This is a genomic window from Azospirillum sp. (assembly GCF_035627195.1).
GTDB lineage: Bacteria > Pseudomonadota > Alphaproteobacteria > Azospirillales > Azospirillaceae > Azospirillum.
Map to the genome: position 1 here is coordinate 1 of NZ_DASPMG010000436.1, position 17,903 is coordinate 17,903.

Below are 17,903 nucleotides of genomic sequence, written 5' to 3' on the forward strand. Positions count from 1 at the left end.
CATGTTCTCCTTCTACTGCCGCACGCCGTCGGGCTTCAACCTGGAGATCGGATACGGCGGCATCGTCATCGACGACGCGTCCTGGACGGTCGCCAGCTACTCGCAGCTGAGCGACTGGGGCCACAAGCGCTCCGCCTGACCCACATCCTCCCACACACGAGACCTTCGATGACCGCGTTTCCCCTGACGGCCGCGCCGGCCGCCTCCGATCCGGCCGTGTCCAGTGAACGTTTTCTGGCGGGCATGCGCCTGTTCGCTGCCGGCTGCACGATCATCGCCGCCCGCCATGGCGGGGTGCGCGCCGGGTTGACGGCGACGGCGCTGTGTTCGGTGACCGCCGATCCGCCGCGGCTTCTGGTGTGCGTGAACCAGAAGGTGCGCGCACACACCCTGATTGCCGCCTCGGAGGCGCTGAGCGTGAACGTGCTGGCGCACGGGCAGGAGGCGGTAGCCCGGCGTTTCGCCGGGATGGTCGAAGGGGTGGCCGGTGAGGACCGCTTCCAGGGGGCCGACTGGGTCGAGCGGGTGACCGGGGCGCCGGTGCTGAAGGACGCGCTGGTCGGCTTCGACTGCCGGGTTGCCGAAACCATCGATGCCGGCACGCACAGCGTCTTCCTGTGCCGCGTCGTCGACGTGCAGGTCGCCGCCGCTCCCGTCGCTCCCGACCCGCTTCTCTACTTCGACGGACACTTCGCAAAACTCGCCTGAGGCGACGCGCGAACATTTTCAGATATTGGAGTGCTTCTCATGAACATTGCTGTTGCTGACGCCCGAATTCCGTCGGCGGATGAACTGGTGGAGCGCGCGCGGGCCTTGATCCCGATGCTGCGCGAGCGCGCCGACGAGGTCGAGAAGGCGCGCTGTGTGCCCAAGGAGACGATCGACGCGTTCAAGCAGGCTGGGTTCTTCAAGATCCTGCAGCCGAAGCGTTGGGGTGGCTGGGAAATGACCCCGGACGTGTTCTGGCGCGTGCTGATGGAACTCGGCCGCGGCTGTGGCAGCAGCGCCTGGAACATGATGATCCTGGGCGTCCACCAATGGGAATTCGGCCTGATGGATCCCCGTGCCGGTGACGACGTGTGGGCCAAGGACAACACCGTTCTGGTCGCCTCCTCGTACGCGCCGTTCGGCACCGTCACAAAGGTCGAAGGCGGCTACGTCCTGAACGGGACGTGGGGCACCTCGAGTGGCACCGATCATGGCGACTGGGCTTTCATCGGTGTTTGGCTGAAGGATGAACAGGGCCGTCCGATCAACCGTCTCGCTCTGCTGGTGCCGCGTTCCGACTATGAGTTCCTCGACGACTGGTTCGTCTTCGGCCTGGCCGGGACGGGCAGCAAGAGCCTGGTCCTGAAGAACGTGTTCGTGCCCGAGCACCGGGCCCACAGCATGATCGACTACCACCTCAGCGATGGGGCCGATACGTATCAGTTTCCGTTCGGGATGGCGTTCTTCGGGTCCGTGTCGGCGGTCATGGTCGGGTTCGCTCAAGGCGCGATCGATATCTTCATCGAACAGATCAAGGTTCGTGAAAACATCAACGGCTGCCCGCAGGCCGCCCTCGACCACTACGCCAAGGATCGCCTCGGAAACGCGGTGGTCAGGGTCCGTTCCGCCCGCGCGCGGATCCTCCAGGTTGCCGCCGAAGCGGCATCCTACATCGCGCGGCGCGAACTGGTGCCCGTGGACAACCGTGTCCACTACACCCTTGACTTCGCCCGTGTCGGGCGCGAGTGCGAAGAGGCCGTGCTGCTGCTGTACAAGGCGCTGTCGGCCCGCGGCGTATTCCTGTCCAACCCCATGCAGCGGGTGCTCCGCGATACGCTCGTCGGCGCCAACCACATCACGCAGAACGCCGATCACAACGCCGAGGCCCTCGGCGGCTACCTCCTCGGCCAGCCTCTGCCGCCGCTGATGTACGGGCTGCCGAAGGCCTGACACGCACGACCGGGACACTGCTCTCGTCCGTCCCGCCCCACGGGCCGGGCAAGAGCAGGCACCGCGTCGGCGTCAAGAAACAAGCGAATTCCTTGGGGGGGAAACATGAAAGCGAACACCAGGAAGCGATGGGGGTGGGTGACGGCTGCGGCGCTGGGGGCCACGGTCACGTCGTCGGCGTTTGGTGCCGAGATCGACACCGGCACCGATCTCAAGATCCGCTGGGACAACACGGTCAAGTACAGCGCGGCCGCGCGCGTGGCGTCGCGTTCCGACAAGCTGTTGACCAACCCCAATTTCGACGACGGCGACCGAAATTTTGACCGGGGCCTCATTTCCAACCGCTTCGACCTGCTGAGCGAACTGGACGTCACCTACGGAAACGTCGGCGCGCGCGTCAGCGGGGCTGCGTGGTACGACACCATCTACAACCGCGGAACGGGCAACGACTTCCCGTTCACCTACAACGCCGTTTCGGCACCGTACGACTCGTTCACCCGCGACACGCGCAATCTGCACGGCCGCAAGGCGGAACTGCTCGACGCCTTCGTCTTCGGCAAGGCCGACGTCGGCGAGATGAACGTGAAGGGACGGCTGGGCCGGCACGCGCTGCTGTATGGCGAGAGCCTGTTCTTCGGTTCCAACGGCATCGCCGCCGCGCAGTCGCCCATCGACGCGATCAAGGCCATCTCGGTTCCCAACACCCAGTTCAAGGAGCTGCTGCGCCCGGTCAACCAAGTATCGGGCCAGGTACAGGTCAACGAGAACGTCTCGGTCGGCGCCTACTACCAGTTCGAATGGGACCGCCACCGCATTCCGGCGTCGGGGAGCTACTTCAGCATCGCCGACGCGGTCGACAAGGGCGGCGAGCGCGTTCATGCCGGTCCGGGCGGCCTGTCCTTCTACCGTGGCCGGGACGTGGAAGCGAAGGACAGCGGCCAGGGCGGCGTGCAGGTGCGCTGGCGCCCCGACGACGTCAACACCGACTTCGGCTTCTACGCCGCGCGCTACCACGACAAGTTCTTCCAGGTCTATGTGGAGCCCGGCGTCGGCGCCGGCGGTGCGCCGGGCAAGATCGGCGAGTACCGCCTCGTCTTCCCGGAGGCGATCCAGGTCTACGGGGCGAGCTTCAGCACCACCTTGGGCACGGCCAACGTCGCCGGCGAGGTGTCGATGCGCCGCAACATGCCGCTGGTGGCGACCGGCGGCTCGGTGCTCGCCGGTCCGGGGGCCGACAACCATTCCAATCCTGCCTACCCGGTTGGCAACTCGCTGCACGCCAACCTGTCGATGATCGACGCGTACGGTGGGAACCAGATCTGGGAAGCCGCCAACCTCATAGCGGAAATCGCCTGGAATCACCGGCTCAACATCACCAAGAACCCGCAGGCGCTCGACCCCAACAGCACGCGCGACGCCGTCTCGCTGCGCTTCGTCTTCGAGCCGACCTACTTTCAGGTGCTGAACGGCCTGGACATCAGCGTTCCCATCGGCATCGGCTACACCCCCTACGGCCGCTCCTCGGTGGTGCAGGGCTTCGGGCCCGAGCATGGCGGCGACATCAGTATCGGCATCAACGGCGACTACCTCAAGACCTGGAAGTTCTCGCTGTCCTACACGCACTACTTCGGCTCCGCCGCGCCGTCGGTCGATCCGGTGAGCGGACTCTTCACGTTCAAGCAAACCTTGAGGGACCGGGACTTCGTGGCGCTCAGCCTGTCCCGCACCTTCTGACCGGGAGGATAGGAATGAAGAACACCCGATATGGTGCGGTGCTCGGTGCGCTGTGCGTTCTGGTAGCCGGCACTGTCCAGGCCGCGGTGACTGCCCAGGAAGCGGAACAGCTCAAGACCACCCTGACGCCGTTCGGTGCCGAGAAGGCCGGCAACAAGGACGGCAGCATCCCGGCTTGGAGCGGCGGCCTGACCGCCGCGCCCGGCGGTACGCCGGGCGACCGGCGCGGCGACCCGTTTGCCGCCGACAAGCCGCTGTTCACCATCACCGCCGAGAACATGGGCAAGTACGCCGACCGCCTCAGCGACGGCGTGCAGGCGTTGCTGAAGAAGTATCCGGCGACCTTCAAGATCAACGTCTATCCCACCCGGCGCACCGCGGCGGCACCGCAGTGGGTCTATGACAACACCTTCAAGAACGCCACCAGCGCCCAGCTCAAGAACGACGGGCTGACGCTGGAAGGGGCGTATGGCGGTGTGCCCTTCCCGATCCCGAAGAACGGGCTGGAGGTGCATTGGAACCACCTGACCCGCTGGCGCGGTCAGGCGATCGAAGCCCGATACAAGGTCTGGACGGTCACGGACGACGGCCGCGCGGTCCTGGGCACGGAAGCGAAGACGCTCGAGCAATATCCCTATTACCGGAAGGATGGCCACAGCGACAGCGACAACGGCTACTTCTACGCGGTGCAGTGGACGACCGCCCCGGCCTTCCGCGCGGGTGAGGCCATTCTGATCCGCGAGACGAACGACTACTCGAAGGCGCGCCTGATCTGGCAGTATCTGGCCGGCCAGCGCCGCATCCGCCGCGCCCCCAACATCGGCTTCGACACCCCCGACTTCGTGGCCTCGGGCATCAGCTTCTTTGACGAGTCGTTCGGTGGCAGCGGCTCTCCGGAACGCTTCGACTACAAGCTGCTCGGCAAGAAGGAGATGTTCGTCCCCTACAACACCAATCGCCTGTTCGGCGTCTCGGACGAAGAGGCGATGGGAGCGCACCACCTGAAGCCCGAACTCATGCGCTGGGAACTCCATCGTGTGTGGGTGGTGGAGCAGACGCTGAAGGCTGGCAAGCGGCACGCGGTTCCCAAGCGCATCCAGTACTATGACGAGGATGCCTGGGGGTCTTCCCTCATGGACGGGTGGGATGCACAGGGGCAGCTCTGGCGCGCCAGCTTCATGCTGCCCTTCGCGGCACCCGATCTGCCGGGTCTTGTGACCCACTGCGGCGAGTCCTTCCACAATCTGCAGACGGGTGCGTGGATCTATCGCTGTGCGATGGGCGACCCCGACGCCCGGTACGCGCCCACGTCCTCCCGTCCGGACAGCTTCTTCACGCCGGACTCCGTGGTGGGTGAAACCGCCCGCTGACCCCGTGCCCCCTTTCCCGCCGCCTTCGGGCCCGTCTCGGGGCGGCGGGAGCGTCACCGTGTTCCGCCCCGTTCAGTCAGGCTTTGCCATGATGAAAACCCTGTCGCTCGCCGTCATTCTGCCGGTGGCTCTCCTGGCCGGCGCCTCCGTGGCGCACGCCGCGGCCGATCCGCTCGACCGTCCCGCGGTGGCGAGTGCGCTTGCCCCCCGCTCGTTGCTGACGGCGGTGACGCATGCCGGTGAGCGCATCGTTGCCGTCGGGGAGCGCGGGCACATCCTGCTGTCGGACGACGCAGGCGTGTCCTGGCGGCAGGTCAGCGTGCCGACCTCCGTCACGCTGACCTCCGTGCGGTTCGCCGACGCCCGGCTGGGCTGGGCGGTCGGGCACGGCGGCGTCATCCTGCGCACCGTCGACGGCGGCGCGACCTGGACAAAGCAGCTCGACGGCCGCGCCGCCGCGCAACTGGTCCTCGACGCCACGCCGAAAGGCGACGTGCAGGCGGTGGCCGAGGCCGAGCGGCTGGTGCGCGACGGCCCAGACAAGCCGTTCTTCGACCTTCTGGTGAAGAACGGACGCGAGGTCCTCGCCATCGGCGCCTACGGGCTGATCTTCGAGACGCTGGACGGCGGCGCGTCGTGGCAGCCGGTGCTGGACCGTGTCCCGAACCCGGAGCGCAAGCACCTGTACGCCATCCGCGCCGACGGCGATGCCGTCTATCTGGCCGGCGAGCAGGGGCTGCTGCTGCGCTCCAATGACGGCGGCCGACGCTTCACGGTGCTCGACAGTCCGTATGTCGGCAGTTTCTTCGGCCTTGTCGCGGCGCCTGGCGGTGCCCTGCTGGCGCTGGGACTGCGCGGCAATCTCTACCGCTCCGCCGACGGCGGCGCGGCATGGACGAAGCTGGAACTGCCCACCCAAAGCAGCTTCACCGGCGCCGTGGCGCTCGGCGATGGGTCCGTCGTCCTGCTGGACGAGGCCGGGACCGTCTGGCTCAGCCGCGACCGTGGCATGGCCTTCGACCGCCAGCCGCAAGGCCGCGCCTTCCCCTTCCTGGATGCAGTGGAACTGGCGGGCGGCGGGCTGCTCGCCGTGGGTGCGCGTGGCACCGCGACCCTGTCGCTGGCACCGGCGAAGTGAAGAACAGCCGGAGAATGGAGAACGAGTCGTCCATGTCAAGTTTCCGTACCATCTCCAGTCTAAACGATTTCGATGCGCGATCCGGCAACCTGCTGGAGCGGCTTCTGTTCAACCATCGCCAATTGGTGGTGGCGCTGTGCACCATCCTGACGGTGGTGCTCGGCGCGCAGGCCTTGGGGCTGCGGCTCAACGCCAGCTTCGTCAAGACGATCCCGACCAGTCACCCCTACATCGTCAATTACCTCAAGAACGAGAGCGAGCTGAAGGGGCTGGCCAATGCGCTGCGCATCGCCGTCGCGGTGAAGGGCGAGGGCGACATCTTCACCAGGGACTATCTGGACACGCTCCAGCGCCTGAACGACGAGATCTACCTCGTACCGGGCGTCGACCGTTCCTTCATGAAGTCGCTGTGGACGCCGGCCACGCGTTGGCTGGGCGTTACCGAGGACGGGTTCGACGGCGGTCCGGTCATCCCCGACAGCTACGACGGCTCGCCGGCCAGCCTGGAGGCGCTGCGCAACAACGTCGCGCGCTCGGGTGAAATTGGCCAGATCGTGGCGCCGGACTTCCGCTCCAGCATCATCTACGTGCCAATCCTCGACGTGAACCCGGAAACCGGGCGGCGCCTCGACTACCGCGCCCTGTCCGACACGCTGGACGCGTTGCGCGCGAAGTACGAGGCGCAGGGGGTGAGCCTGCACATCACCGGGTTCGCCAAGGTGATGGGCGATCTGATCGAAGGCCTGCAGGCCATGCTGGTGTTCTTCGGCATCGCCATCCTGATCACGGCGGCCGTGCTCTACCATTTCACCCGCTGTGCCCGCAGCACGGCGCTGGTGCTGGGCTGCACGTTGATCGGCGTCGTCTGGCTGCTGGGCCTGCTGCCGCTGCTGGGGTACGAGCTGAACCCCTATTCCATTCTGACGCCCTTTCTCGTCTACGCCATCGGCGTCAGCCATGGCGCGCAGAAGATGAACGGCATCATGCAGGACATCGGGCGCGGCACGCACAAGCTCATCGCCGCCCGCTACACCTTCCGCCGCCTGTTCCTGGCTGGGGCCACCGCGTTGCTGGCCGACGTGGTCGGCTTTGCCGTGCTCCACATGGTGGACATTCCGGTTATCCAGGAACTGGCGACCATCGCCAGCATCGGCGTCGGCATCCTGGTCTTCACCAATCTGGCGCTGTTGCCGGTGCTGCTGTCCTTCACCGGCGTCTCGCCGAAGGCGGCGCTGCGCAGCCTGAAGGACGAGAGCGCGGTGGATGAGCCCGGCCACGTGCGTCACCCGCTGTGGCGCTTCCTCGGCGCCTTCACCGAGCGGCGCTGGGCCGCCACCGCGCTGACCACCGCCCTGGTTCTGGGTCTGGGGGCTTACACGGTCAGCCTCAACCTGAAGATCGGTGACCTCGATCCCGGTGCGCCGGAGCTGCGGCCCACCTCGACCTACAACCGCGACAACGACTTCATCATCCGCAACTACCAGGCCAGCAGCGACGTGTTCGTCGTGATGGCCAAAGCCAAGGCCGGCCAGTGCGCCCAGTACGACACCCTGCTGCGTGTCGACGACCTGGAATGGCGGCTGCGCCAGCTGCCCGGAGTGGAGGGCACCAACTCGCTGGCGGCGCTGACCAAGTGGACGATGGTGGGGATGAACGAGGGCGTCCTCAAATGGTACGGCCTGCCATCAAACCAGGGGATGATCAACGCCGGCGCCGCCCGCGCCCCGCGCGAGCTGTTCAACGCCACCTGCGACCTTCTGGCCCTCTACGCCTACCTCAAGGACCACAAGGCGGACACGCTGGCCCGTGTGGTCGACGCGGTGGAAGCCTTCGCAGCCGAAAACAGCACGGCGGACGCGCGCTTCCTGATGGGGGCCGGCAACGCCGGCATCGAGGCGGCGACCAACATCGTGGTCAAGCATGCCAACGACCGCATGCTGATCGGCGTGTACGCGGCGGTGGTCCTGCTGTGCGCCGTCGCCTTCCGCTCCTGGCGGGCGGTGGTCTGCGCGGTGCTGCCGCTGGTCCTCACCTCCGTGCTGGCGGAGGCGCTGATGGTGGTGTTGGGCATCGGCGTCAAGGTGGCGACGCTGCCGGTGATCGCGCTGGGCGTGGGCATCGGCGTGGACTACGCCCTTTACGTGCTGAGCGTGACGCAGACCTGGCTGCGCCAGGGGGCCAGCCTGCACACCGCCTACTACCGGGCGCTGCTGTTCACCGGGCGCGTCGTCGTCTTCACCGGCGTCACGCTGTCCTTGGGCGTGCTGACCTGGGTGTTCTCGCCGATCAAGTTCCAGGCCGACATGGGCATCCTGCTGACCTTCATGTTCCTGTGGAATATGCTGGGGGCGCTCGTCCTCGTGCCGGCATTGGCCTGCTTCCTGCTGCCGCGCCGGGGAGGGCGGCCGTCATGACCATCACCATCGCCGCGGCGCAACTCGCCTGGGACGCCGCCCAGAGCATCGTCGGCGCCGCGTTGCGCCACGCACAGGATCTCGGCATCCGCGTCAGCGTCGCCGTGGTCGACGCCGGCGGCCGGCCGCTGGCCTTCGGGCGGATGAACGGTGCGCCCTTCCACACCGTGGAGATCGCACAGGACAAGGCGTTCACCGCCGCCAGCTTCGGTCTGCCGACCGCGGCGCTGGCCCAGGGCCTAGCGCGCCAGCCCGACCACGTGCGCCACGCGCTGACCCAGCGGCCCCGCCTCGTCACGCTCGCGGGCGGGCTGCCCATCCATGCCGACGGGATGCTGCTGGGCGCTGTTGGCGTGTCGGGCGGCAGCGAAGAGCAGGATGTCGCCTGTGCCGCCACCGGCCTCGCCTGCATCGCCACCATCTGAACCGCTACCCGGGAGCCCGGACATGTATCGCCATTTGTTGGTGCCCATCGACGGCGGCCCGTTCTCCGCCGAGATGATCAGCCAGTCGGTGTCCTTCGCCAAGGCGCTGGGAGCGGAACTCACCTTCTTCCACGCCGTGCCCGACGAGTCCGCATCGCTGCGCAGCGATGCAGCGTTGCTGCACACCATGGCCCCTGACCGTTTCGCGGTCAGCTACACGCAGCGTGCGCCGGCCGTTCTGTCGAAGGCGCAGGCCGAGGCCGAGGCGCGGGGCGTGCCGAGCCGCACCCTGGGCGTGGCTTCGGACCGCGTGGCCGAGGCCATTCTGGAAGCGGCCGCGCAACGCGGCTGCGACCTGATCTTCCTGTCGACCAGCGGGCGCGCCGGGAAGATGCCGATGATGCTCGGCTCGGTGGCGCTCGACGTGCTGGCGCGGGCCGTCGTTCCCGTGCTGGTGACCAACTTCCGCACCGCCCGCACCCCGGTCTGTAAGGTTCTCGCCGTCATCAAGGACGAGCATGACTCGCTGGCCGTCGTGCTGCGCGGATTCCGCCACCATCTGGACGAGGCGCGCGGGCGCGGTGCGCGCCCCGACCTGGCGTTGGTGCGCTCGATCCTCCTGTACCTGCGGGCGTTCCCGCAGGCGCTGCACCACCCCAAGGAGGAATCGCACCTGTTCCGCGCGCTGCGCCGCCGCACGAACGAGGTCGACGCCACCATCGCCGAACTGCAGCGACAGCACGCCGTTGAGGCGGAGCTGCTGCGCGAGGTGGAGGCGGCGCTCCCCGCGTTGGAGGGCGATGCCACCTCCGATGCCGAGGCGCTGGCACGCGCCGCACGCGCCCTTGACACCCACGTGACGGCGCACATCGCGTTGGAAGAAACAATCATCCTGCCGGCCGCGATCCGGCATCTGCACGATGCCGACTGGGAGGCGATCGACGATGCCTTCTCAGGCAACGGCGACCCCAACTTCGCGGCCAGCTTCGGCGAGGACTTCCAGTCGCTGTTCGCCCGCCTCGTCGGCCTGTTCCCGCCACCCCCATTCGCTTGAACCAAGGCGAGAGACGCATGACCACGAACACGACCATGGACGCCGCGCTGGTGCATCGCCTCGGCGACGAGCTGCACGCGGCGCTGAGCACCGGGGAGGCGGTTGACCCGCTCACCGGCCGTTACCCCGACATGACCATCGAGGACGCCTACGCCATCCAGCAGCGCTTCGTGGCACACCGGCTGGAGGGCGGCGAGCGCGTCGTCGGCAAGAAGATCGGCGTCACCTCGAAGCCGGTGATGACCATGCTGGGCGTTCACCAACCGGATTTCGGCTATCTTCTCGACGGCATGGTCTACGGCATCGGCCAGACCATCCCCATGGAGACGCTGATCCAGCCCAAGGCCGAGGGCGAGATCGCCTTCGTCCTCAAGAAGGACCTGAGCGGCCCGGGCGTTTCCACCGCCGACGTGCTGGCGGCGACCGAAGGGGTGATGGCCTGCTTCGAGATCGTCGATTCCCGCATCCGGGACTGGAAGATCAAGATCCAGGACACGGTCGCCGACAATGCCTCGTGCGGCGTCTTCGTGCTGGGCGACGCCCTGGTCGACCCGCGCCGCGTCGACCTGTCCACCTGCGGCATGGTGCTGGAGCACAACGGCGAGATCGTCGGCACCGGCGCCGGTGCGGCGGCGCTCGGCTCGCCGGTCAACGCCGTGGCGTGGCTGGCCAACACGCTGGGCCGGCTCGGCGTGCCGCTGAAAGCGGGCGAAGTGATCCTGTCCGGCTCGCTGGCGCAGATGGTGCCGGTGAAGGCCGGCGACAACCTGCGCGTGACGATCGGCGGCATCGGCGCCTGCACCGTCCGCTTCGACTGACATCGAAAGGCTGTCTTCATGACCGACGCAAAGATCAAGTGCGCCCTGATCGGGCCGGGCAACATCGGCACCGACCTGCTCTACAAGCTCAAGCGCAGCCCCGTTCTCGACCCGGTGTGGATGGTCGGCATCGACGCCACCTCCGACGGGCTGAAGCGCGCCGCCGAGATGGGGCTGAAGACCACCGCCGACGGCGTGGACGGGCTGCTGCCGCACGTCGCGGCCGACGGCATCCGCATCGCCTTCGACGCCACCAGCGCCTACGTGCACGCCGAGAACGCCCGCAAGCTGAACGCCGCCGGCGTCACCATGATCGACCTGACGCCGGCCGCCATCGGTCCCTACTGCGTGCCGCCGGTGAACCTGCGCGAGCACATCGGTCGCGGCGAGGCCAACGTCAACATGGTGACCTGCGGCGGGCAGGCGACCATCCCCATGGTCTACGCCGTGTCGCGCGTGCAGCCGGTGGCCTATGGCGAGATCGTCGCCACCGTGTCGTCGCGCTCGGTCGGGCCGGGCACGCGCAAGAACATCGACGAGTTCACCCGGACCACCGCCGGCGCCATCGAGAAGGTGGGTGGCGCCAAGCGCGGCAAGGCCATCATCATCATCAACCCGGCCGAGCCACCCCTGATCATGCGCGACACCATCCACTGCCTGACCGAGCAGGAGCCGGACCGTGAACGCATTACCCGCTCCGTTCACGCGATGATCGCCGAGGTGCAGACCTACGTGCCCGGCTACCGGCTGGTGAACGGCCCCGTCTTCGACGGCAACCGCGTCTCGATCTTCATGGAGGTCGAGGGGCTGGGTGACTACCTGCCGAAATACGCGGGCAACCTGGACATCATGACCGCCGCCGCGGCGCGCACCGCCGAGGTGTTCGCCGAAGGCCTGCTGGCCGCGGCCGCCTGAGGACCCCGACATGACCCTGAACGGCAAGACGATCACCGTCCACGACATGACGTTGCGCGACGGCATGCACCCCAAGCGCCATCAGATGACGCTGGAGCAGATGCAGCGCATCGCCCGGGGGCTGGACGAGGCGGGCGTTCCGCTGATCGAGGTGACCCACGGCGACGGGCTGGGCGGCGCCTCCGTCAACTACGGCTTTCCGGCGCATTCGGACGAGGAATACCTGGGTGCCGTCATTCCCCTGATGAAGCGGGCCAAGGTGTCGGCGCTGCTGCTGCCGGGCATCGGTACGGTCGACCACCTGCGCATGGCGAAGGACCTGGGGGTGAACACCATCCGCGTCGCAACGCACTGCACCGAGGCCGACGTGTCGGAGCAGCACATCGCGCTGGCCCGCAAGATGGGAATGGACACCGTCGGCTTCCTGATGATGAGCCACATGGCGCCGCCGGAGACAATCCTGGCCCAGGCGAAGCTGATGGAGGGCTACGGGGCCAACTGCGTCTACTGCACGGACTCCGCCGGCTTCATGCTGCCGGATGACGTGAAGGCCCGCATCGCGCCGTTGCGGGACGCGCTGAAGCCGGAGACGGAAATCGGCTTCCACGGTCACCACAACCTGGCGATGGGCGTGGCCAACTCGGTGGCCGCCGTGGAGTGCGGGGCGACGCGCATCGACGCCGCCGCCGCCGGCCTGGGGGCCGGGGCCGGCAACACGCCCATGGAGGTGTTCGTCGCCGTCTGCGCCCGGCTGGGCGTCGAGACCGGCGTCGACGTCTTCAAAATCGCCGACGTGGCGGAGGATCTGGTGGTGCCGATCATGGACCACCCGATCCGTGTCGACCGCGACTCCCTGACCCTGGGCTTCGCCGGCGTCTATTCGTCCTTCCTGCTCTTCGCCAAACGGGCCGAGGCGAAATACGGCGTGCCCGCGCGCGACATCCTGGTGGAACTGGGGCGACGCGGCATGGTCGGCGGCCAGGAGGACATGATCGAGGACGCCGCCCTCACCATGGCCGGCCAGCGTGGGCTGGCCTGATTCAACCACCAAGTGCAACCTTGATAGGGAGTGGGTAATGGTTAAGCTGAGCGAAGCCGCCACGAGCAAGTTCGCCAAGGTCGGCGACCTCGATCTGCATTACAACGAAGCGGGCGACGGCGAAGTCGTCGTCATGCTGCATGGCTCTGGCCCCGGCGCGAGCGGGTGGGGCAACTTCCATCGCAACATCGACTATTTCGTGGACGCGGGCTACCGGGTCATCCTGCTCGACCAGCCGGGCTTCAACAAGTCTTCGGAAATCGTGGTGACCGAGCCCCGCGACGTCCACCACGCCCGCGTCCTGCGCGACTTCCTGGACGTGTTGGGCATCGGCCGCGCGCATGTGGTGGGCAATTCCATGGGCGGTGCAGTTTCGCTGAGCTTCGCCCTCGAGTATCCGGACCGGATCGCCAAGCAGGTTCTGATCGGTGCCGGTGGCGTCGGCTCCAGCGTGTTCTATCCCCACCCGGCCGAGGGCATCCGGCACCTGCTCAACCTGTACCGGGAGCCCTCTCGGGAGAACCTGGAGCGCATGCTGGAGGTCTTCGTCTACGACCCGGGTTCCATCACGAAGGAGCTTTTCAACAACCGCCTGGAGAACCTGCGGCGAAGCGAGAAGCACTGCCAGAACTTCGTGGCGAGCGTCGAGGCCGTCAGCGGACGCATCGTCTCGGACCACAGCGCCCGGCTTCCGGCGATCAAGGCGGACACACTGATCACCTGGGGGAGCGAAGACCGGTTCGTGCCGCTCGATTTCGGCCTCCGCCTGGTGAAACAGATTCCCAGCGCTCAGCTGCACGTCTTCAACAAGTGCGGCCACTGGGGGCAGTGGGAGAAGGCGGACCTGTTCAACCGGCTGGTCGTCGACTTCCTGAAGCACTGACGCCGCGTTCTTCAACGCAGTTCCAAATTTCCGTGGCGGCGTAAACAGCGCACGGATCTGTTCCGGATTGGTCGACCATCACGACCAGGAACGAACGCGACGATCTGCTGCTTCGATCATGCGTGCGCGATCGAAGCAGCGTCCGCCGTCTGCCGTCTGCCGTCTGCCGTCCCGGGCGGGATAAAATAAAAGAGCCCCTTCTGTTCCGCAAAGCCCGCTTGCTCGGCCCGCCGCGACATGCGGCGTCAGGGGTAGAGGAAGGCAAAAAACATAAAGCCCTGCGGAGGCGAGCCACGACATGGCATGAGCTTCGTCATACTCGCTGGATGTTTGTCCCGGCAATAGATTTGATTAAAAACTAACGCGGGGAGGGGTTGGTGATAACTAGTCAAAATATTAAGGTGGCGGCAAAAGTCCTTTATTCGCCAATGTTGGTGATGAGCCGATGGTTGTCCAGGACTATTGGGTATGTTTCCATAGCAAAAAGAATTATCTTCTCGTTCTTTCTTGTTGTTGCTATAAATATATCGGCAACAGCGCTGATGATGCAGCGTTTTGGAGACGTTAATGAACTTGCGAGGGAAATCCATGCCAAGTGGCTGACCTCGACGTTTTCGCTCGGCCAGATCGATGCTGCGATCTCCAATCATCGTCTCCGCCTGTCGAGCTATGTTCTGTCCAACGACGAAGCAGGCCGTGAAGACGCGGCAATCGACATCGCGGAAAGTCTCGAGATGCTGAACGACGAAGTGGGCCGCTATGAGAAGCTGACGCTGTCGCAGATGGAGGTGGCCGCGCTCGAGGCTCTCAAGAAAGAGGTGGACTACTACAAGCTGGCCAACGAAAGGGTTCTTCTTGCGTACCAGAGCGGTCTCAAGGAAGACGCCGAATCCCTGCTGATGCGGGACGGGCATCAGAGCTTCGACGTTGCAAAGGGCATGCTGCAGAGGATGTTGAACTACAGCATCGTGAGTGCGCGTGCCGCCCAGGACAACGCTCAGACGGAGTTCGAGCGAAGCATGTTTATCGCCGTCGTCGTCGGTGCGGTGATGGTGGGCATGACGCTGCTGGCATGGATATTCGCCCAGAGCACCATCGTCCGTCCGATCCGGGCGATGACCCGGGCGATGTATGATCTGGCGGGGGGCGACACCGCCGTGCGAATTCCGGCCATGGAGCGCAAAGACGAGATCGGCCAGATGGCAGAGGCCGTGGAGGTCTTCCGCGACACCATGATCAAGGCCGGTCAGTTGACGGCGGAGCAAAGCGCCAGTCGCGTCGCATCCGAGCAAAAGACGCGCGCGATGGAACAGGTGGCCGCGGCGTTCGACCGGACGGTGATGGATATGATTCACTCCGTGTCCTCTGCCTGTGGCGATATGGAACGTGCGGCGCACGCCATGGTGACAAGCGCCGGAGAGGTCAGCAACCAGGCCCGGATGCTCATGGCTTCTGCGGAGCAGGCATCGGCAAACGTTCAGGCCGTGTCGGCGACGGCAAGCCAACTGACGGCCTCCATCTCGGAGATCCGCCAGCAGGTCGCCTACGCGGCGAGCAGTTCCGGTGCTGCCGCCACGGAAGCCGGGCGCGCCGATGGAATGGTCAAGGACCTGATGCGGGTCACGGGTCAGATCGGCGAGATCGTGAAGCTGATCGATGCGATCGCAAAGCAAACGAACCTGCTGGCGTTGAACGCGACCATAGAGGCCGCCAGAGCCGGCGAGGCCGGCAAGGGTTTCTCCGTCGTGGCGGGCGAGGTTAAGGGGTTGGCGATGCAGACGGCCAAGGCCACGGGTGATATCTCCGTCCATATTTCGGCGGTGCAGGCTGCGACCGGGGATGTCGTTTCGGCCATCAATGGCATCGCGGCGCGGATCGGCGAGGTCGACGGGTCATCCACCGCCATCGTTTCCGCGGTGGAGCACCAGGCCACCGCGACCGAGGACATCGCCGGCAGCGTCCGCCAAGCCGCAGAAGCGTCCCGTGACGTGACCCACACGGTTGTCGGCATGACCAACGCAGCATCAACCGCTCAGTCGATCGCGGCGGATGTCCTGGAATGCGCATCCTCTCTGTCCGCCGAGGCGGACCGGCTGCGTCTTGAGATCGATGATTTTCTCAAGAAAGTTCGCGCGATGTAGATGGTGGGGGGAGCCCCGGTGGGACGGAGCGGCGTAGAAACACGCGTGAGCATCTGCTAAACTATACGCGACAAGGGGGGTAAACTATACGCGACAAGGGGGGCGGTGACGGCGAAGTGCGAACCAATAATGCACCGCCGCAGACCAATGCCGCATCCAACCGCAAAGCCGGCGCGGCATTACGAAATCCTCCCATCAAAAAAACCCAGGAGGAAATATCATGGAGCGTGCTGCGCGCACAGCCTTGGATGCTCGGAGAGGAGAGATCTATCCGCTGACCGGTGTGCTCCGGGAAGTGCGCCAACCCGAAATCGGGGACTTGGCGGAGCGGCTTTATTTCAATCCATCCGATGGCCGGATCTGGCTCGATGATCGGCGCATGATCCTGTTGCATTCCGATGCCTTTGGAACGCTGCGCCGGCAACTGATCGACATGATCGGCGTGGAAGCGACGCGAGGGGTGCTCACGCGGATCGGATACATCGCGGGTTGCAACGACGCTGCCATCGCGTGGAAGATTCGCGGCGGCGGTTCCATGGTGGACTTGTTGGCCGCCGGTGGACAATTCCATGCGCTTCAAGGCATTGTCCGTGTCGAACCGCTTCGCCTCGACGTCGACAGCACCAAGGGACAGTGCTACGCCGAGTTCGTCTGGAAGCATTCCGTCGAGGACGAATTCGACACTGCTGAATACGGCCCCAACCATGGACCGAGCTGCTGGATGGAGATCGGCTACAGCTCCGGCTATCTCAGCACGATAATGGGAAAGCGCATTCTCGTTCGTGAGCTCGAGTGCCGCTCCATGGGCTCGGCGCGTTGCTTGGCGGTTGCCAAGCCGGTCGACGAATGGGACGACCCGGAAGCCGATCTGAAGTACATCGAAGGCCGCACCGTCGTGCGGCCGTCCCTGCCCGTGGCGGTGTCCAGCGGTGGACCTGGTCTGGGAGGTCCAGTGGCACGGTGTGCTCCCCGACCTGCCGGTGCGGCCGACGGGGGTATGGTGGGGGTGTCGTCTGCGTTCGCCTCGGTGATGCACAAGGTGCGGCGCGTTGCCCGAACCAACGCCACTGTGTTGCTCCTGGGCGAGAGTGGCGTGGGAAAGAGCATGTTCGCCCGCGAGGTGCATCGCCACAGCCGCCGCGCGGACGCAGTGTTCGTCGAGATCAACTGCGCTGCAATTCCGGAGCAGTTGATGGAATCGGAACTGTTCGGTGTCGAAAAGGGCGCCTTCTCCGGCGCGAGCGATTCCCGGGCCGGCCGGTTCGAAATCGCCGATGGCGGCACGCTGTTTCTTGATGAAGTGGCTACGCTCAGCCTGACGGCGCAAGGGAAGCTCCTACGTGTCCTTCAGACCGGCGAAATGGAGCGGTTGGGGAGTACGCGCACCAAGAAAGTCGACGTTCGCATTGTCGCCGCAACAAACGAAAACCTGCTGAAGGCGGTGAGGGAAGGGCGTTTCAGGGAAGATCTTTTCTATCGCCTCAACGTGTTTCCCATTACCATTTCGCCATTGAGAGACCGAAAAGACGATATCCCGGCGCTGCTTGAGCACTTCATTGATAAGTTCTCGCGTGCGCATGGCTGCTCCGTGAGTGGCGTCACGCCGAAGGCGCTACAGGCCATCCTGTCTCACTCCTGGCCGGGCAACATCCGTGAGTTCGAGAACGTCATTGAGCGGGGGGTAATCCTGGCTGAGGACGGAGAGGCTCTCGATGTTCGCCACCTCTCCAGCGTCGACGCCTCGTTCGAGGCCAGCGGCCTGCTGTACCTCAGCGACATGGGATCGCTGGTGGAAGGCGTGGATCTGCTGGACAGCAACTACGACGGCGGGGACCCTCAGGTTTCCGAGGACGACATCGCCGAATGGGCGCGTATGATCCTGAAGAACGGCGCGGGCTCTTTGAACACCGTTGAAGAGGCGCTGGTGCGGGCGGCGGTCCAGTTGTCGGACGGGAACATGGGAAAGGCGGCATCCATGCTCGGCGTCAGCCGCGCACAGATGTACTACCGCGCCAAAAAACTGCCGCGCTGAAG

General features: G+C 65.7%; 14 protein-coding genes. All 14 read left to right on the forward strand.

Annotation, left to right across the window (positions count from 1 at the left end; translation table 11 throughout):
- The first annotated feature begins 168 nt into the window (after window positions 1-168).
- Window positions 169-708, forward strand: a complete 540-nt coding sequence (locus VED21_RS36995; RefSeq protein WP_324891202.1) for a flavin reductase family protein — start codon at window positions 169-171, stop codon at window positions 706-708.
- A 39-nt stretch (window positions 709-747) separates the two neighbouring features.
- Window positions 748-1,938 carry an acyl-CoA dehydrogenase family protein gene (locus VED21_RS37000; RefSeq protein ID WP_324891204.1) on the forward strand — a complete coding sequence of 397 codons (1,191 nt, stop codon included), beginning with the start codon at window positions 748-750 and terminating at the stop codon, window positions 1,936-1,938.
- Window positions 1,939-2,043: 105 nt separating this feature from the next.
- On the forward strand, window positions 2,044-3,672 hold the full coding sequence (locus VED21_RS37005) for a DUF1302 domain-containing protein (protein ID WP_324891206.1): 1,629 nt from the start codon (window positions 2,044-2,046) through the stop codon (window positions 3,670-3,672).
- A 14-nt stretch (window positions 3,673-3,686) separates the two neighbouring features.
- Window positions 3,687-5,042: a DUF1329 domain-containing protein gene (locus VED21_RS37010; RefSeq protein WP_324891208.1), complete on the forward strand. Its 1,356-nt coding sequence runs from the start codon at window positions 3,687-3,689 to the stop codon at window positions 5,040-5,042.
- An 88-nt stretch (window positions 5,043-5,130) separates the two neighbouring features.
- On the forward strand, window positions 5,131-6,180 hold the full coding sequence (locus tag VED21_RS37015) for a WD40/YVTN/BNR-like repeat-containing protein (RefSeq protein ID WP_324891210.1): 1,050 nt from the start codon (window positions 5,131-5,133) through the stop codon (window positions 6,178-6,180).
- 32 nt (window positions 6,181-6,212) lie between these two features.
- Window positions 6,213-8,594: an efflux RND transporter permease subunit gene (locus tag VED21_RS37020; RefSeq protein ID WP_324891212.1), complete on the forward strand. Its 2,382-nt coding sequence runs from the start codon at window positions 6,213-6,215 to the stop codon at window positions 8,592-8,594.
- Complete coding sequence (locus VED21_RS37025) at window positions 8,591-9,019, forward strand: heme-binding protein (protein WP_324891214.1); 429 nt, start codon at window positions 8,591-8,593, stop codon at window positions 9,017-9,019. Before VED21_RS37020 ends, VED21_RS37025 begins: the two co-directional genes overlap by 4 nt.
- A 22-nt stretch (window positions 9,020-9,041) precedes the next feature.
- Window positions 9,042-10,073 (forward strand): universal stress protein, encoded by a 1,032-nt coding sequence (locus VED21_RS37030; protein WP_324891216.1) that lies wholly within the window; start codon window positions 9,042-9,044, stop codon window positions 10,071-10,073.
- A 17-nt stretch (window positions 10,074-10,090) separates the two neighbouring features.
- A complete protein-coding gene (gene dmpE, locus VED21_RS37035; RefSeq protein ID WP_324891218.1) occupies window positions 10,091-10,891 on the forward strand; it encodes a 2-oxopent-4-enoate hydratase in 801 nt (266 codons plus the stop codon).
- Window positions 10,892-10,909: 18 nt separating this feature from the next.
- Window positions 10,910-11,806 carry an acetaldehyde dehydrogenase (acetylating) gene (locus VED21_RS37040; protein WP_324891220.1) on the forward strand — a complete coding sequence of 299 codons (897 nt, stop codon included), beginning with the start codon at window positions 10,910-10,912 and terminating at the stop codon, window positions 11,804-11,806.
- 10 nt (window positions 11,807-11,816) lie between these two features.
- Window positions 11,817-12,845, forward strand: coding sequence for a 4-hydroxy-2-oxovalerate aldolase (gene dmpG, locus VED21_RS37045; RefSeq protein ID WP_324891222.1), 1,029 nt, complete (start codon window positions 11,817-11,819; stop codon window positions 12,843-12,845).
- Between the two features lie 37 nt (window positions 12,846-12,882).
- Window positions 12,883-13,728: an alpha/beta hydrolase gene (locus VED21_RS37050; RefSeq protein ID WP_324891224.1), complete on the forward strand. Its 846-nt coding sequence runs from the start codon at window positions 12,883-12,885 to the stop codon at window positions 13,726-13,728.
- Between the two features lie 437 nt (window positions 13,729-14,165).
- Window positions 14,166-15,869 (forward strand): methyl-accepting chemotaxis protein, encoded by a 1,704-nt coding sequence (locus VED21_RS37055; protein WP_324891275.1) that lies wholly within the window; start codon window positions 14,166-14,168, stop codon window positions 15,867-15,869.
- Between the two features lie 220 nt (window positions 15,870-16,089).
- Window positions 16,090-17,901 (forward strand): sigma 54-interacting transcriptional regulator, encoded by a 1,812-nt coding sequence (locus tag VED21_RS37060; RefSeq protein WP_324891226.1) that lies wholly within the window; start codon window positions 16,090-16,092, stop codon window positions 17,899-17,901.
- Window positions 17,902-17,903 lie beyond the last annotated feature (2 nt).

What these genes read in the sequence shown, in the direction of transcription:
- VED21_RS36995 (WP_324891202.1), top strand. Translation starts at nt 169, where the DNA reads ATGACCGCGTTTCCCCTGACGGCCGCGCCGGCCGCCTCCGATCCGGCC.
- VED21_RS37000 (WP_324891204.1), top strand. Translation starts at nt 748, where the DNA reads ATGAACATTGCTGTTGCTGACGCCCGAATTCCGTCGGCGGATGAACTG.
- VED21_RS37005 (WP_324891206.1), top strand. Translation starts at nt 2,044, where the DNA reads ATGAAAGCGAACACCAGGAAGCGATGGGGGTGGGTGACGGCTGCGGCG.
- VED21_RS37010 (WP_324891208.1), top strand. Translation starts at nt 3,687, where the DNA reads ATGAAGAACACCCGATATGGTGCGGTGCTCGGTGCGCTGTGCGTTCTG.
- VED21_RS37015 (WP_324891210.1), top strand. Translation starts at nt 5,131, where the DNA reads ATGATGAAAACCCTGTCGCTCGCCGTCATTCTGCCGGTGGCTCTCCTG.
- VED21_RS37020 (WP_324891212.1), top strand. Translation starts at nt 6,213, where the DNA reads ATGTCAAGTTTCCGTACCATCTCCAGTCTAAACGATTTCGATGCGCGA.
- VED21_RS37025 (WP_324891214.1), top strand. Translation starts at nt 8,591, where the DNA reads ATGACCATCACCATCGCCGCGGCGCAACTCGCCTGGGACGCCGCCCAG.
- VED21_RS37030 (WP_324891216.1), top strand. Translation starts at nt 9,042, where the DNA reads ATGTATCGCCATTTGTTGGTGCCCATCGACGGCGGCCCGTTCTCCGCC.
- dmpE (WP_324891218.1), top strand. Translation starts at nt 10,091, where the DNA reads ATGACCACGAACACGACCATGGACGCCGCGCTGGTGCATCGCCTCGGC.
- VED21_RS37040 (WP_324891220.1), top strand. Translation starts at nt 10,910, where the DNA reads ATGACCGACGCAAAGATCAAGTGCGCCCTGATCGGGCCGGGCAACATC.
- dmpG (WP_324891222.1), top strand. Translation starts at nt 11,817, where the DNA reads ATGACCCTGAACGGCAAGACGATCACCGTCCACGACATGACGTTGCGC.
- VED21_RS37050 (WP_324891224.1), top strand. Translation starts at nt 12,883, where the DNA reads ATGGTTAAGCTGAGCGAAGCCGCCACGAGCAAGTTCGCCAAGGTCGGC.
- VED21_RS37055 (WP_324891275.1), top strand. Translation starts at nt 14,166, where the DNA reads ATGAGCCGATGGTTGTCCAGGACTATTGGGTATGTTTCCATAGCAAAA.
- VED21_RS37060 (WP_324891226.1), top strand. Translation starts at nt 16,090, where the DNA reads ATGGAGCGTGCTGCGCGCACAGCCTTGGATGCTCGGAGAGGAGAGATC.